Consider the following 15,441-nt stretch of genomic DNA (forward strand, 5'->3'; position numbering starts at 1 on the left):
TGGATCCTCATACCTGGGCGGGCTGCTGGCCCGCAGATGCTGTTACGTCGGTCGCTGACTGGCTGGCGCTGCGCTGACGCGGGATTTTGCCGGCCTGCACATCGTCGTACCACAGCTCATGGTGTTCCTTGGCCCAGCCCTCGCTCACATAGCCGGTGCGCATGGCCTTGTAGGCGCCCTTCATGCCCACCGTGCCCATGTAGATGTGGCCACAGATCAGCGCCATCATCCAGATGGCCAAAGTGGCGTGGATCATATGGGCGATCTGCATGTCGCCACGTACGTCGCCAAAGCCAGGGATGAGTTTGTCGAGTACCAGGCCCGTAGCCACCACAAAGATGCCGGGGATGGTGATGCCCCACCAGAACAGGCCCTTCTCGCCCGCATTGAAGCGGTGTGAGGGCACCTCGTGATTGCCCTTGCCCAGCATGCCGCCGCCCTTGGCCAGCCAGACAAAGTCGGCGCGGTTGGCGATGTTGTCCTTGATGAAGGTGAGAATAATCACCAGCAGCGACACGGCAAACAACGGGCCCACAAAGTTGTGCACGTTCTTGAGCGCATAGGTCAACCAGCCAAACAGCGTGGTCCCCAGGATGGGCAACAGGAAGAACTTGCCAAACGCCATCACGATGCCGGAGATGGCCAACGCGATGAATGCAAACGCATTGGCCCAGTGGGCCGCGCGCTCGAACGGGGTGAAACGCTCGATACGGCGGGGACCGGTGCCGTCGGGATGCTCATGCCCCAGCGGGCCTTTCACAAAGTAGAAGATGCCCAAAGCCAGCAACACAATGGCAAACAGCGCCGCACCGTAGGGGATGATCCAGTGGTTGCGCACTTGGCGCCACGCCTCGCCCGCATTGGTGTAGCGCGAGCCGGGGTACTGCACAAAGCGCTGGATCAGGTTGCCCGCCTCGGGCGCCTGGGTCACCGGCAGGCTGCTGTAGCCCGTCACGCCCTGCCCGACCTGGCGCCACATGGGCGCGTTGTTACCGGGCTGCACCTTCATGCGTTCGCCGTTGCTCTGTTCCGCGTATTTGGGATCAGCGCTGGCGTCGGGTTTGACCTGAAAGATGTTCTGGCTTTGCACGCCGCCCACGGCAGCGGGCGCGGTGGCGGCTGCGGGGGCCGAGGGGGCCGCTGCCGCTGCGTCTGGCGCAGCTGGCTGCGCCTGTGCGCCAGCCAGCCCACAGGCCAGACTGGCCGCCAGGGCCATGGACCACACGATGTATTTCATGGTGGACCTCACTTCGCCTGGGTGCGGGTGTATTCGTTCTGGCCGTACTGCTGGCGCGCTTTCAACTGCGCTTCCCAGCTGGATTTGTCACCGGCTTTCCAGCCAGGCTGCGTGAAGTTGCTGCCAGTGCCCGCGTAAGGCGGAGCATCGCTGCGGATGCCCATGCCGGTCTGCGGTTTCTCGCCGCAGGCTGTGAGTGCCAGGGCGGCCACCGCAGCGGCCAGGGTCAGGTGTACGGTGCGCTGCATCATGACTTGCCTCCTGCAGGCTGGCCTGCCTGTTGAGAGCCGTAGGCCGTGCCCCAGCCCCACACCTCGGCACCCTTGCCGCGCTGCACCACGCGGTTGCGGAAGATGTCCGCCACCACATCGCCATCACCGGCCAACAGGGCCTTGGTCGAGCACATTTCGGCGCAGGCGGGCAGTTTGCCCTCGGCCAGCCGGTTACGGCCGTATTTTTCAAACTCGGCCTGGCTGCCGTGGGTCTCAGGGCCACCGGCGCAGAAGGTGCATTTGTCCATCTTGCCGCGCACACCAAAAGTGCCGGATGCAGGGAACTGCGGTGCGCCAAAGGGGCAGGCATAGCTGCAGTAGCCGCAGCCGATGCACACATCCTTGTCGTGCAGCACCACACCCTCTTCGGTGCGGTAGAAGCAATTGACGGGGCAAACCGCCATGCAGGGTGCATCGCTGCAATGCATGCAGGCCACCGAGATGGACTTTTCGCCCGGCACACCGTCGTTCAGTGTGACCACGCGGCGGCGGTTCACGCCCCAGGGTACTTCATGTTCGTTCTTGCAGGCGGTCACGCAGCCGTTGCACTCGATGCAGCGCTCTGCGTCGCAGATGAATTTCATTCGTGCCATGTGTGTCTCCTTGCGTGGCGCGATCAGGCGCGTTCCACGTTGCAGATCGTGGTCTTGGTTTCTTGCATCATGGTCACACTGTCGTAGCCATAGGTGGTGGCCGTGTTCACGGCTTCACCGCGCACCACGGGTGCAGCGCCCTTGGGGTAATACGCCAGCATGTCCGCCCCCTGCCAGCGGCCCGAGAAGTGGAACGGCATCCACACCGTGTCGGGTGCCACACGCTCGGTGACCAGCGCCTGCACGTTGATGCGGGCGCCCGTGGGCGAACTGAGCCACACGCGCTCGCCGTTGCGGATACCGCGGTCCGCAGCGGTCTTGGGGTTGATCTCGACAAACGACTCCTGCTGCAACTCTGCCAGCCAGGGGTTGGAGCGGGTTTCCTCGCCGCCGCCTTCGTACTCGACCAGACGGCCCGAGCTCATGATGAGCGGGAACTTCTCGCTCACCTTGTCGGCAATGTTCTTTTCCTGCACGGTCTTGTAGAGCGTGGGCAGGCGCCAGAAGGCCTTCTTGTCGTCGTGGGTCGGGTACTTGGCCATGAGGTCCGGCCGCGTTCCATACAGGGGCTCGCGGTGCTGCGGAATGGCATCAGGGAAGTTCCACACCACGGCGCGCGCCTTGGCGTTGCCAAAAGGATGGCAACCATGCTTCAGGGCCACACGGATGATCGCGCCCGTGGGGTCGGTCTTCCAGTTCTTGCCTTCGGCCTTGGCCTTCTCGGCATCGCTCAGGTCGTCCCACCAGCCCAGCTTTTTCAGCAGCACGTGGTCGAACTCAGGGTAGCCCGTGGTGATCTCACAGCCCAGCGAGTGCGAGCCGTCTTCGGCCAGCAGGTTGACGCCGTCTTTTTCCACCCCGAAGTTCGCACGGAAGTTGCCGCCGCCATCCATCACATGCTTGGAGGTGTCGTACAGGTTGGGCGAGCCAGGGTGCTTGAGCTCGGGAGTGCCGTAGCAGGGCCATGGCAGGCCAAAGTAGTCACCGCCAAAGTCGTAGCCGGTTTCCTTGTCCTTGCCGCCCTTGGCTTTGAGGGTCTTCACATCGAACAAGTGCATGTTCTTCATGTGGGCCTTCAGGCGTTCAGGGCTCTGGCCGGTGTAGCCAATGGTCCAGACCGACTTGTTGATTTCGCGCAGGATGTCCTCGGGCACGGGCTCGTCCATGCCCTTGACCTTCTGCATCTTGTAGTTCTTGCACAGCTCATCGGCAAAGCCGAGCTTTTGCGCGAACTGGTACATGATCATGTGGTCGGAGCGGCTCTCCCACAGCGGTTCGATCACCTTCTCGCGCCACTGGATGGAACGGTTGGAGGCCGTACACGATCCGCTGGTCTCGAACTGCGTGGCCGCTGGCAGCAGGTACACCGCGCGGTTGGGGTTCAGGTCCTCGGCCTTGCCGGGCATGGCGGCCATGGCGGCGGTGGCCGATGGATAGGGGTCCACCACCACCAGCAGGTCCAGCTTGTCCATGGCGCGCTTCATTTCGAGGCCACGGGTTTGCGAGTTGGGCGCATGGCCCCAGAAGAACACGCCGCGCAGGTTGGAGTCCTGATCGATCAGCTCGTTGTTCTCCAGCACGCCATCGATCCAGCGCGACACGGTGATGCCGTTCTTGGTCATCATCGCGGGCGATGCGTACTGCTTCTTGATCCACTCGAAGTCCACACCCCACACGTTGGCGAAGTGCTTCCAAGAGCCCTCGGCCAGGCCGTAGTAGCCAGGTAGCGAGTCGGGGTTGGGACCGACGTCGGTCGCGCCCTGCACGTTGTCGTGGCCACGGAAGATGTTGGTGCCGCCGCCGCTCTTGCCGACGTTACCCAGGGCCAGTTGCAGGATGCACGACGCACGCACCATGGCGTTGCCGATGGTGTGCTGGGTCTGCCCCATGCACCAGACGATGGTGCCGGGGTTGTTGTCGTGCAGCATCTTGGCGACCTTGAACATCTGGTCTTCCTTGACGCCGCAGGCCTCTTCCACCTTGTCCGGGGTCCACTTAGCCAGCACTTCGTCGCGCACCTTGTCCATGCCATAGACACGGTCGTTGATGTACTTCTTGTCTTCCCAGCCGTTCTTGAAGATGTGGTACAGCAGACCGAACAGGAACGGAATATCGGTGCCCGAGCGGATGCGCACGTACTCGTCGGCCTTGGCCGCCGTGCGGGTGAAGCGCGGGTCCACCACGATCATCTTGCAGCCGGTTTCCTTGGCGTGCAGCATATGCAGCATGCTCACCGGGTGGGCCTCGGCCGCGTTGGAGCCGATGTACAGAGCGACCTTGCTGTTCTGCATGTCGTTGTACGAATTGGTCATGGCGCCATAGCCCCAGGTGTTCGCCACACCAGCCACCGTGGTCGAGTGGCAAATGCGCGCCTGGTGGTCGCAGTTGTTGGTGCCCCAGAAGCTCACGAACTTGCGCAGCAGGTAGGCCTGTTCGTTGTTGTGCTTGGACGAGCCCACGAAGTACACGCTGTCAGGGCCGCTGGCCTTGCGCAGCTCCTGCATCTTGGCGGTGATCTCGTTCAGTGCCGTGTCCCAGCTGATGCGCTCGTACTTGCCGTTGACGAGCTTCATGGGGTAGCGCAGGCGATATTCGCCATGGCCGTGCTCACGCAAGGCCGCACCCTTGGCGCAGTGGGCGCCCAGGTTGATGGGCGAGTCGAACACCGCCTCCTGGCGCACCCAGACACCGTTCTCCACCACCGCATCCACGGCGCAACCCACGGAACAGTGGGTGCACACAGTGCGACGTACTTCGATCTTGCTGTCGCCGATGCCAGCCTTGGCACCTTCGGCGGCGTTGGATTTCTTGACCAGCGTGAGCTGGGACGCGGCGATGCCCACGCCCACCCCCAGACCGGAGCGACGCAGGAACGAGCGGCGGTCCATGGTGGGCAGGGCCTGCGACAGGCCACGGCGCAGGCTGTGCACAAAAGGCGACGCAGAGCTGTTGCCCCGCACGGAATGGGAAGACTTCTTGGTTAGCAACATGGCGTGCCCCGATGTCAGAGTTGGGTGGTCTTGTAGTACTGCTTCACGCGGGCAGACAGGTGATAACCACCGCCCTTTTCGGGTGCGACGCGCGCGGGTTCGGACACCACGGCATCGGACGGAGCCACTTGGGGAAGGGCCACCACGGCTGCTGCGGCAGCGCCTACGGTGGCAGCACCGGAGAAGAAGCTCCGGCGGGAGGAATTTGGCTGGCTGTTCTGCATGCTTGTCTCCAGAAAGGCTGGCAGCTATGAAACGGAATTCATACAGTCTATGTCAGTGTGTAAAAACCCGCCATCGGGCTTTACAACTCCCAGTAACACACTCATCTTTTGTAGCGGTCGAACTAGGGTTTACGAGCACTCCCAGGGATCAATCCAACATGTCGAAGCCCTGGGTCTCCACCGAAACAAAAGCCCGCGTGAAGTGCGCCACAGCCGCATAAAACCGTGCTTGTGGCTGTGCAGCCAAGGCATCGCAGAGTTGCAAAACCCAGGGCTGCAGATGCGTTGAAAAAAATTCACGCTGGGATGTCAGGTTGCAGACAGCTACATCGTCTCCCGCGATCAAGTAGCGCATCACCTCCAGCAGGTAGGCCACATGGTCCTCAGTCTCGGGCATGGTCTCATCCCGCGCCAGGCCCAGTTGCTGCAGATCGGTACGCAGGCGCGCCAGCGGCTTTTCATTGAGAAACCCGCTGAGGTAGTGCGAGCCGTACAGAAACACTTCAGGCTTGCCCACGCCGCCAAACAGCCGATCAAACTCCTGCGCAATCGCAGCATCGCTGAGCGCACGCGACGCTGCGACCAGTTGCTGCCAGGGCTCCTGCAAAAAGCCCCCGTTGGCGGGCGCCTCGGTCACGGCCACGCGCAAGGCGGACAACAGCTCCGGGCTGGGCGCCGCGTAATACAGCTGCGATAACAAACCATACAGCTCGGCGCGGGCGGTTTCCTCATCGAGCGCAGAGCTGCCGCCCAAGGGGGTCAAGGTGGATGGGGCGCTCACAGGTCGGTCACTTTCGTCTCGTTTTGTGCGGAATACAGGTCGATCACACGGCAGTCGCTGCACATCTTCAGGCGCTCCAGCGCCTCGCCCTGGAACATGGGGTGGCCCGAGAGCTTGCCGAGCATGGCCTCGATGGCTTTCACCGTGCCAAAGGGTTTGCTGCAACGCACACAGGCCCAGGGCTTGGCTTCATTGAGCACCCGCAGTTGCGCGCGCTCGGGCGTGAGCAGCAGACGCGGTTGCAGGGTAATGGCGTCTTCCGGGCAGGTGGTGGCGCACAGGCCACACTGCACGCAGTTCTTTTCGATGAAGCGCAATTGCGGCAGCTGCGGGTTGTCCTGCAGCGCACTGGCCGGGCAGGCGCTCACGCAGCTCAGGCACAGGGTGCAGCGGTCCTTGTTGACCTCGATGGTGCCCAGAGGGGAGCCCACCGCGGGCAGCGCAATAGCCGCAGGCCGCTCGGCCACGGGCATGGGGGCTTGCTCCGTCAGGTGGTCGAGCGCCATCTCGAGCGTGCTGCGTTTCTCTTGCGCCACCGCAAAGCGGGCCGCCACGGCCGGGGTCTTCTGGCGCGTCTGGCCCAAAGCCTGCAGTGCCGCGTCCAGCGCGGTGGGGTGGTTGGCGCGCAGCAACTGCACATGGGTGCCGGTGTAGCCCAGGCCGCGCAGGATGGCCTGCGCCACATCCATTTGCGCCTGCAGACCATCGAGGTACTGCGGGGCTTCTTCGTCGGTGCTCAAAACCACCACTTGCGAGGCGCCGTAGGCGATGGCACTCAGCCACAGGTCCACGCCGGTGCTAGCCGTGTGCCACAGTGCCACCGGGATCACGTTGGCAGGCACTCCGTGCGCCAGCTTCAGCTGGGCGGCACGGCCGAGTTCTTCGACCAGCGACTGGCCGCGCTCCTGGCTGTGCAGCAGCACCACCGCATCCTTGCCACCGGCAGCCGCGTAGGTGGACAGCAGCGTCTTGAGCTTGGTGCCCTGATCCGTTGCGCTGGGGTAGGCATAGGTCAGCGCGCCCGTGGGGCACACGGTGGTGCAGGCACCGCAGCCCACACACAGGTTGGGGTTCACCTTGATTTGCTGACGGCTCTTGTCGCTGGCGATGGCCTCGGCCGAGCAGATGTCCACGCACGCATTGCAGCCCACGGTTTCGTTGCGGCTGTGGGCGCATAGCTTTTGTTTGTAGGCAAAAAACTTGGGCTTCTCGAACTCACCCACCAGCTCGCGCAGCTTGAGCAGCGTGCCCAGGTCCCGCCCGTCCCAGCGCAGGTAACCCTGCGGCAGCGCATGCTGCAAGAAGGTGGGCGTGGCGGTGGGCGCACGCAGGTCCAGCACCAGGTCAAAACGCTCGGTCTGCGCCGTGGCATCGCGAGTGAAGTCGATAGCCCCAGCGACCTGACACACCTTCACGCAGGCGCGGTGAGACTGGCAGGCGGCCATGTCGATCTGGTAGTCAAGACCGATGGCATTTTCAGGACAAGCCGCCACGCAGGCATTGCAGCGCGTGCACAGGTCCAGGTCGATGGGGTTGTCGGCAGACCACTGCAGCTCAAACGCACCCAGCCAGCCTGTGAGCCCTGTGATGCGCCCACCCAGCACCGGGTAGCGCCGCGCCTGCGCGCCACCGGCGTTGCCGGGGCCCTGGGTGAACAGCGTGACATCCAGCACATCCGACACCAGGGCAGCGGCCTGCTCGGCCTGGTCCAGCGGGCCGATGATGAGCAAGCGGCCCGTGCTCTTGTAGGTGACCGTAGGCACGGGTGGCGGGTCGGGCAAACGCGCTGCGGCCAGCAGGGCGGCGATCTTGGGGCTGGCCTTGGCGGCATCGCGGCTCCAGCCCCCGGTTTCGCGGATGTTCACAAACCGGATGGGCGACACCGCCCCTTCGGTCTGCTGGCCCAGGTCGCCAAACAGGCGCTGCTCCTGGGTGCAGGCCACCACCACGTCCTGCCCGGACTGGATGGCCTTTTGGAACGCCCCTGCGTCACGCCGGCACAGGGTGGAGTGAAGGGTCAGGTCTTCATGCAGTGCCTCGCCCAACGCCTTGGCGTTGAGGGGCATCGTCTGGTTGCAGTCGCAAATGAGCGTCGTGGTCATTGTGGGTATGGCTGGCTGGCGTGACCACCGCATCCTGGGCAGGGCGCGGGGCCACCTCAGGCTCGCTGGAAGGAACGCTAGGAACAGCGTTGCATACCCGGGACTGTGCCACGTCTGCGGGGCCTTGCGCCTCCGCATCATCCCGAGGCTGACTGGCCGGCGGGGATATTGGGGCCACAGCAGCCGCATCCGGCGCCTGTTCGCCCGGCAGACCGGGTGCAGTGGCCGATGCCTTTTTCTCGTGGTCAAAAAATCCCAGCGCATGTGCGCTGGCCATCTTGCGCAGCATGCCTGCGGGCAGCGGGTCGGGCTGGGTGTAGTCGCCGATGTAGATGTCCAGGCCGTCCATCAGATTGAAGTGCGGGTCGGCAAACAGCTTCTTCATGGCCAGGTTGCGTACCTCGGGCGACACCGCGCGGGACACGAAGGGCTTGAAGTCCGATGCGGGGGTGAGCGCCTCGGCATCCGCCAGCGTGGGCGGTGGTGGCGCATCGGGTGCCGGGGTGACGGGGGCAGCTGGTGCCGCCGCAGCAGTCACTGGCGTTGGGGACGGCGTTGGTGGCGCTATCTGCGGTGCAGGGGTGCGTGCAGGCGGCGGAGGGTCCTGAACAGGCTTGCCCGCCTGCACATCCTGCTTGCGGCGCGACCAGCGCCCAAGGAATCCATCAGCCATGGCCGCCCCCTCCGCCTCCACCACGGAGCTTCTCCGTGGACACCGAGGCCGGGTTGCCAAAGCGGTCCTGCAAGGTGCGGAAGCTGTCCGGACGCTTGCGGCGCTTGGGCTCGGGCTGGTAATGCTCGGCCACAAAGGCACGCAGCGCCTCCACCACCTCGTGGTCGGCAGGCACCTGCTCCACGGTTTCCTGCGCGTCCAGCCAGCGGCCAGCGTCGTGATAGCTCAGGCTCACCGCCACGGGGCGGGCCAGGGGGATAGCGCCGGTGCCCGTGTCTTCATCGCGCCGCCACATCACAAACCAGCAGGGGGCCGGGGAAGTGAGGTTGAGGTGGTAGCCCTCGGCATCGTCACGGAACAGCTCCACGCGAAAGCCGGGGAACAACCAGCGCTGCTCGCGCTCGTCCTGGATCAGCGGCCGGGGTTCGCTACCGAAGGTGGGTTCGTGGACCACCACCTCGGCCAGCGACCACCGCCAGGGCTGCCAGCGGTTATCGATATGCTCGCACCGCATGATCACGGCAACGTCGGTGTAGGGGCGCTCAGTCATGGGCGCTGACTGTACCCCCGGAGCCGCGCCATCGGCGGAAATGCCCGTAAAGCCCCCTCGCGCACCGTCAGCTTGCAGCGACTTCCAGCCGCTCCACGGCCACGGCGCAATATTTGAACTCAGGGATCTTGCCAAACGGGTCCAGCGCCGCATTGGTCAGCAGATTGGCCGCTGCCTCCACGTACGCAAACGGCATGAACACCGTGCCGCGAGGCGTGCCGTCGTCGCGGCGCACACGCACCTGCACCCTACCGCGCCGCGAGCGGATGCCCACCAGCGACCCGGGCGCCACCCCAAGCCGCGCCAGTTCGTCGCCATGCAGCGATGCCGTGGCCATGGGCTCGATGGCGTCCAGCACGGTACTGCGCCGCGTCATGCTGCCGGTGTGCCAATGCTCCAGTTGGCGGCCGGTGATGAGCACGAGCGGAAAGTCGGCGTCGGGCTTTTCGGCAGCCGGGATCACGCTGGCGGGCACCAGCTGCAGGCGACCTGTGGGCGTGGGGAATTTGTCGGTGAAGACAATGGGCTGGCCGGGGTCATCGGGCGTGAGGCAGGGGTAGGTCACGCTGGAGTCGCGCTCCAGCCGGTCCCAGGTGATGCCCTCGATGCTGGCGTGCATGGCCTGGCGCATTTCGTCGTACACGGCGGCCACGCCGGATTCTTCGCCCTCGTAGTTCCAGCCCAGTCCCATGCGCTGCGCGATCTGCTGAATGATCCACAGGTCCGGGCGCGCGTCACCCGGCGGGTTCAGCGCGCGGCGGCCCATCTGCACCATGCGGTCGGTGTTGCTGGCGGTGCCGGTCTTCTCAGGCCAGGCGCTGGCGGGTAGCACCACGTCGGCCAACCAGGCGGTTTCGGTCAAAAAGATGTCCTGCACCACCAGGTGTTGCAGGCTGGCCAGCGCATGGCGCGCGTGGTTCAGGTCGGGGTCGCTCATCGCGGGGTTCTCGCCCATGATGTACATGCCGCGCACCTTGTGCGGGTCGCTGTCGGGCGCCAGGGCCTTGTGCATGATTTCGACCACGGTGTAGCCTGGGGTCTCATCGAGTTGCGTGCCCCAGAAGTCTTCAAACCACGCATGCGCCCCGGCGTTGTCCACGCGCTGGTAGTTGGGGAACATCATGGGGATCAGCCCCGCGTCGCTCGCGCCCTGCACGTTGTTCTGGCCGCGCAGCGGGTGCAGACCCGAGCCGGGCTTGCCGATCTGGCCGGTGACGGCGCACAGCGCAATCAGGCAGCGGGCGTTGTCGGTGCCATGCACATGCTGGCTCACGCCCATGCCCCAGAGAATCATCGACGCCTTCGCCGTGGCAAACGCTCGCGCCACCTCGCGCAGCGTCTCGGCCGGGATGCCGCACACGGGCGCCATGGCCTCGGGGCTGCAGCCCAGCACGTTGGCCTTGAGGGCCTCGAAGTTGTTGGCGCGATCTTTGATGAAGGCTTCATCCACCAGGCCCTCATCGATCACCGTGTGGATCAATGCGTTGAGCATGGCCACGTCGGTGTCGGCCTTGAACTGCAGCGTGCGCCACGCGTGGCGGCCGATGTCCGTCACGCGCGGGTCGGCCAGCACGATTTTTGCCCCGCGCTTCGTCGCGTTCTTCATCCAGGTCGCCGCCACCGGGTGGTTGGCCGTGGGGTTGGAGCCAATCACAAAGATCAGCTCGGCATGTTCCACGTCGTTCACCGGGTTGCTCACCGCGCCCGAGCCCACGCCTTCGAGCAGCGCGGCCACGCTGGACGCATGGCACAGCCGCGTGCAGTGGTCCACGTTGTTGCTGCCGAAGCCGGTGCGCACCAGCTTCTGGAACAGGTAGGCCTCTTCGTTGCTGCCCTTGGCCGAGCCGAAGCCCGCCAGCGCTTTGCGGCCGTGCGTGTCGCGCAGGGTCTTGAGCAGGCCTGCGGCCAGGTCCAGCGCTTCGTCCCAGGTCGCTTCGCGGAAGGTATCGCGCCAGTCAGCGCCATAGGGCCGTACCTCCTTGGGCACACCGGGCTTGCGGATCAGTGGCACCGTCAGGCGGTCGGGGTGGTGGGCGTAATCGAAACCAAAGCGTCCCTTCACGCACAGGCGGCCGTGGTTCGCCGGGCCGTCGCGCCCGTCGACGCTGATGATCTTTTCATCGCGCACGTTGTAGGTGATGAGGCAGCCCACGCCGCAAAACGGGCAGACCGAATCGACTTGGCGGTCCACCTTTTGGGAGCCGATGTGCGTCTTGGGGCTGAGCGCGCCCGTGGGGCAGGCCTGCACGCATTCGCCACAGGCCACACAGGTGCTCTCGGCCATGGGGTCGTCGAGGTCAAAGACGATCTTGCTCTCCGCGCCGCGCAGCGCGTAGCCAATCACGTCGTTCACCTGCTCTTCGCGGCAGGCGCGCACGCAGCGGTTGCACTGGATGCAGGCGTCCAGGTTCACAGCCATGGCGGGGTGGCTCAGATCGGGCGCGGGTTGCTCGCGGCGCAGGGCCTGGAGCGCGGGGCGCACGGTCACGCCCAGGCGATCGGCCCAAGCACTCAATTCGCCATGCTGACCTACCGCCGGGGCAGTTTTTGAATCAAATTCGCCTGTAGCGCCAGATGCACAAGCGCCAACAGCTATCAATTCAGGAGTATCTGGTTCGTTATCGTTCCATTGATAGCCCACGTCCGGCATGTCAGACAGCAGCATCTCCACCACCATCTGCTGGCTTTTGCGGGCGCGGGGGCTGGCCGCCTGCACTTTCATGCCTTCGGTGGGCGCGCGGCAGCAGCTGGGCGCCAGCGTGCGTTCACCCGCGATCTCGACCACGCAGGCGCGGCAGTTGCCATCGGGGCGCAGGCCGTCGGTGTAGCACAGGTGCGGGATCTCCACGCCGTGGCGCTGCGCGGCTTTCAAAATGGTTTCGCCGGGGTGGGCGGTGACGGGCTGGCCGTCCAGCTCGAAGGCCACGCCTGGAGTGTGGGGCAGCGCGCTCATGGCTGGCCTCCTTGGGGCAGTTGCTCCGCCAGCGGGCTGTTGCGCGGCTTGGGCAGGTCGCCCGGCCAGGGGCCCTCGCCCACCTCGTGCGGAAAATACTTGTGAATGCAGCGAATGGGATTGGGCGCGGCTTGCCCCAGGCCGCAGATAGAGGCATCGGCCATCACCTGCGCCAGGTCGTCCAGCAGTTCTTCATCCCACTGCGGCGCCTCCATCAACGTGGCTGCCTTGGCCGTGCCCACGCGGCAGGGCGTGCACTGGCCGCAGCTTTCATGTTCAAAAAAGCGCATCACGTTCAGCGCCGCATCGCGCGCACGGTCGTGCTGGCTGAGCACGATGACGGCGGCCGAGCCGATGAAACAGCCGTAGGGCTGCAGGGTGTCGAAATCGAGTGGAATGTGACTCAGGCTGGCGGGCAGAATGCCGCCCGAGGCCCCGCCGGGCAGGTAGGCATACAGCTGGTTGCCGTCCAGCATGCCGCCGCAGTATTCGTCGATGAGTTCCTGCACCGTGATGCCCGCAGGCGCGAGCTTGACGCCCGGGTGCTTCACCCGCCCGCTCACGCTGAAACTGCGCAGCCCCTTGCGGCCATGGCGGCCAAAGCTGGCAAACCACTGCGGGCCACGCTCCACGATGTCACGCACCCAGTACAGGGTTTCGAAGTTGTGCTCCAGCGTGGGCCGGCCGAACAGCCCCACCTGCGCGATGTAGGGCGGGCGCATGCGGGGTTCGCCGCGTTTGCCCTCGATGCTCTCGATCATGGCCGACTCTTCGCCGCAGATGTAGGCACCCGCGCCGCGCCGCAGCTCGATGTGTGGCAGCGGGCATGGCGGCTCGGCCCGCAGGTCGTCCAGGGCCCTTTGCAGCAGCGCGCGGCAGCCGTGGTACTCGTCGCGCAGGTAGATATAGACGGCCTCGGTGCCCACCACCTGGGCGGCGATGAGCACGCCTTCCAGAAAACGGTGCGGGTCACGTTCGAGGTAAGTACGGTCCTTGAAGGTGCCGGGTTCGCCTTCATCAATATTGACGGCCATGAGACGTGGCGCGGGCTGTTCGCGCACGATGCGCCACTTGCGCCCGGCCGGGAAGCCTGCGCCGCCTAGGCCGCGCAGGCCGGAGTCTTCCATGGCCGCCAGCACGGCCTCGGCATCCATCTCGCCGTTGACCAAGGCGGCGGCCGTCTGGTAGCCGCCGTGGGCGCGGTAGGTAGCAAGGTCGGTGTGCGCGGGGCTGATGCCCTCGGGCTGCGCAGGCACGCTCGCCTCCACACACGCAGCAATATCAAAATTGATAGCAACCTGGGCAGGAGGATGTAGCGCTACCGCCCGATTGGGCTTCAGATTGACAGCTTCCAGCACTCCATCGACTGTGACGAGAGGCACCGGGCACTGGTGCACCACCACCACGGGCGCCTGCTCGCACCGGCCCACGCAGGGCACGGCCAACACTTGCACATCACTCTGCCCGGCCGCACGCAGGCGTTCGGGCAGCGCAGCCAGCAGCTCGCGCGCGCCCGCCATGCTGCAGGTCAGGCTGTCGCACACCCGCACCACAAGACGGGGCGCCTGGGCTTCCTCGCCGCGCACGATCTCGAAGTGGTGATAGAAGCTCGCCACCTCGTACACCTCGGCCATCGGCAGGTTCATCTGCTTGGCGAGCGCAACCAGGTGCCGGTCGTGCAGCACGCCAAAGTGGTCGTTCAGGCGGTGCAGGTATTCAATGAGCAGATCGCGCCGAAAGCCCGTGGCCGGGCGCGGGCCCAGCAGCTGCGCCACCTCGGCCATGGCTGCGTCTTCGGGCTGGCGGCCCTTGAGGCGGCTTTTGCGGCGGATGCGCTCGCGCATGTCGTTGACCGACACAGCGGCGACGGTGGGGGCTTCGGGGGCAAGATGCATGGACCGGGGGCGTGGGTGCATTGATCGGGTTGTATGCAGGCACCTGCATAGGGTGCCCGGGCCGCCGCAGTGTGGGCCAGGGGTGCTGGCGGCGTCAAATTGCCGATGCACATGGGGCGATCACAAAAACAAATGAAACAGCCGCGTTAACAACGGTCTGTGAATCAGCCACCGCGACCCGTGCGGTCATTGCTCAATCAGCGACCAGAAGCCCACTGTGCGCTGCAGCATGCTGCAGCCAGTCGGGGTCCTGCGCCAGTGCCAGCGCGGCATCGAGGGCGCGCGTAGGCTGCACCTGCCGGTGCGACATGAAGCCGATGGGCGTGGTGAGCACCGGAGCGGTAAGCGGCAGCGCCTCCAGCCCGTCATGGCCGCGCACGGCATCAACCAGCGCGCCGGGCAGCACGCTGCACACGTTGCCCGCCACCACGCTCAGCGCCAGGGTCAGCACCGAATCGGTTTCCATGGCAGGCATGACCGTGGCGCCGGCAGCGCCGAAGGCGCCATCGACCAGGCTGCGGTTGTGCATCTCGGGGGTGAGCAGGCACAGCGGCAAGGCCGCTGCATCGGCCCAGGCCATGGGCGGGCCGATCTGCAGGCCGCGCGCTGCGCCTTTGGGAGGGCGCGACGCGCGGCGCAGCAGAAAGTAATGCTCCACATACTGCGGCCAGGCCCGCAGCGGGCCGCCGCGTGCGGGCATGCGTTCGGTGTAGCCCAGCGCCAGGTCCAGCGAAATGTTTTCCAGCCCCGCCTCCAGCGCCTGCGAACTCATCGACAGCGCCACCGGCACGATGCCCGGGTGCCGCGCCTGCAGCTGCGCCGCAAACCGCGCGAGGATGGGCATGGCCGTGGGCACGGCGCCCAGGCGCAGCGTGCCGCGCGGGTGGGCGGCGTCGCTGCTCAGGTCCTGCTGCAGCACCTGGTGCTCGTGCAGCATGCGCTGGGCCGTGGCCAGCACGCGCTCGCCCTCGGGCGTAAAGCCTTCAAAGCTGCGGCCCCGGCGCACCACCACCACGCCAAACTCTTTTTCCAGCGCGCGCAGCGCGTTGGACAGGGCCGGCTGCGTGATATGACATGCCTGCGCCGCCCGGCCAAAGTGCCGGTGCTCGTGCAGCGCCACCAAGTAGCGCAGGGACGCGAGCAGGTTCATGGCGCGTAGGGGCGAATCAGG

General features: G+C 65.5%; 12 protein-coding genes. All 12 read right to left on the minus strand.

Annotated elements, in window-relative coordinates; translation table 11 throughout:
* Nucleotides 1–7: 7 nt before the first annotated feature.
* Nucleotides 8–1,237, minus strand: coding sequence for a formate dehydrogenase subunit gamma (locus ACODSM_RS09310; RefSeq protein ID WP_488805059.1), 1,230 nt, complete (start codon nucleotides 1,235–1,237; stop codon nucleotides 8–10).
* An 8-nt stretch (nucleotides 1,238–1,245) separates the two neighbouring features.
* Entirely contained in the window at nucleotides 1,246–1,488 is a 243-nt protein-coding gene (locus tag ACODSM_RS09315; RefSeq protein ID WP_015015426.1) for a hypothetical protein, read from the minus strand.
* Nucleotides 1,485–2,102, minus strand: coding sequence for a formate dehydrogenase FDH3 subunit beta (gene fdh3B / locus ACODSM_RS09320; RefSeq protein WP_015015427.1), 618 nt, complete (start codon nucleotides 2,100–2,102; stop codon nucleotides 1,485–1,487). Before fdh3B ends, ACODSM_RS09315 begins: the two co-directional genes overlap by 4 nt.
* Before the next feature lie 23 nt (nucleotides 2,103–2,125).
* Nucleotides 2,126–5,092 (minus strand): formate dehydrogenase subunit alpha, encoded by a 2,967-nt coding sequence (locus ACODSM_RS09325; RefSeq protein ID WP_488805060.1) that lies wholly within the window; start codon nucleotides 5,090–5,092, stop codon nucleotides 2,126–2,128.
* A 14-nt stretch (nucleotides 5,093–5,106) separates the two neighbouring features.
* Nucleotides 5,107–5,316 (minus strand): hypothetical protein, encoded by a 210-nt coding sequence (locus tag ACODSM_RS09330; RefSeq protein ID WP_015015429.1) that lies wholly within the window; start codon nucleotides 5,314–5,316, stop codon nucleotides 5,107–5,109.
* A 148-nt stretch (nucleotides 5,317–5,464) separates the two neighbouring features.
* Nucleotides 5,465–6,097, minus strand: coding sequence for a TorD/DmsD family molecular chaperone (locus ACODSM_RS09335; RefSeq protein ID WP_488805061.1), 633 nt, complete (start codon nucleotides 6,095–6,097; stop codon nucleotides 5,465–5,467).
* Nucleotides 6,094–8,163: a 4Fe-4S binding protein gene (locus ACODSM_RS09340; protein WP_488805185.1), complete on the minus strand. Its 2,070-nt coding sequence runs from the start codon at nucleotides 8,161–8,163 to the stop codon at nucleotides 6,094–6,096. Before ACODSM_RS09340 ends, ACODSM_RS09335 begins: the two co-directional genes overlap by 4 nt.
* Complete coding sequence (locus ACODSM_RS09345) at nucleotides 8,123–8,872, minus strand: DUF3306 domain-containing protein (protein WP_488805062.1); 750 nt, start codon at nucleotides 8,870–8,872, stop codon at nucleotides 8,123–8,125. Before ACODSM_RS09345 ends, ACODSM_RS09340 begins: the two co-directional genes overlap by 41 nt.
* On the minus strand, nucleotides 8,865–9,422 hold the full coding sequence (locus tag ACODSM_RS09350) for a DUF3305 domain-containing protein (protein WP_110960082.1): 558 nt from the start codon (nucleotides 9,420–9,422) through the stop codon (nucleotides 8,865–8,867). Before ACODSM_RS09350 ends, ACODSM_RS09345 begins: the two co-directional genes overlap by 8 nt.
* A 67-nt stretch (nucleotides 9,423–9,489) precedes the next feature.
* Nucleotides 9,490–12,375, minus strand: coding sequence for a formate dehydrogenase subunit alpha (gene fdhF / locus ACODSM_RS09355; protein WP_488805063.1), 2,886 nt, complete (start codon nucleotides 12,373–12,375; stop codon nucleotides 9,490–9,492).
* On the minus strand, nucleotides 12,372–14,270 hold the full coding sequence (locus tag ACODSM_RS09360; RefSeq protein ID WP_488805064.1) for an NADH-ubiquinone oxidoreductase-F iron-sulfur binding region domain-containing protein: 1,899 nt from the start codon (nucleotides 14,268–14,270) through the stop codon (nucleotides 12,372–12,374). The genes fdhF and ACODSM_RS09360 overlap by 4 nt, the downstream gene beginning before the upstream one ends.
* A 193-nt stretch (nucleotides 14,271–14,463) precedes the next feature.
* Complete coding sequence (locus ACODSM_RS09365; protein ID WP_488805065.1) at nucleotides 14,464–15,420, minus strand: LysR family transcriptional regulator; 957 nt, start codon at nucleotides 15,418–15,420, stop codon at nucleotides 14,464–14,466.
* Nucleotides 15,421–15,441 lie beyond the last annotated feature (21 nt).

The sequence above is a fragment of the Acidovorax sp. FG42 genome, from assembly GCF_057809195.1.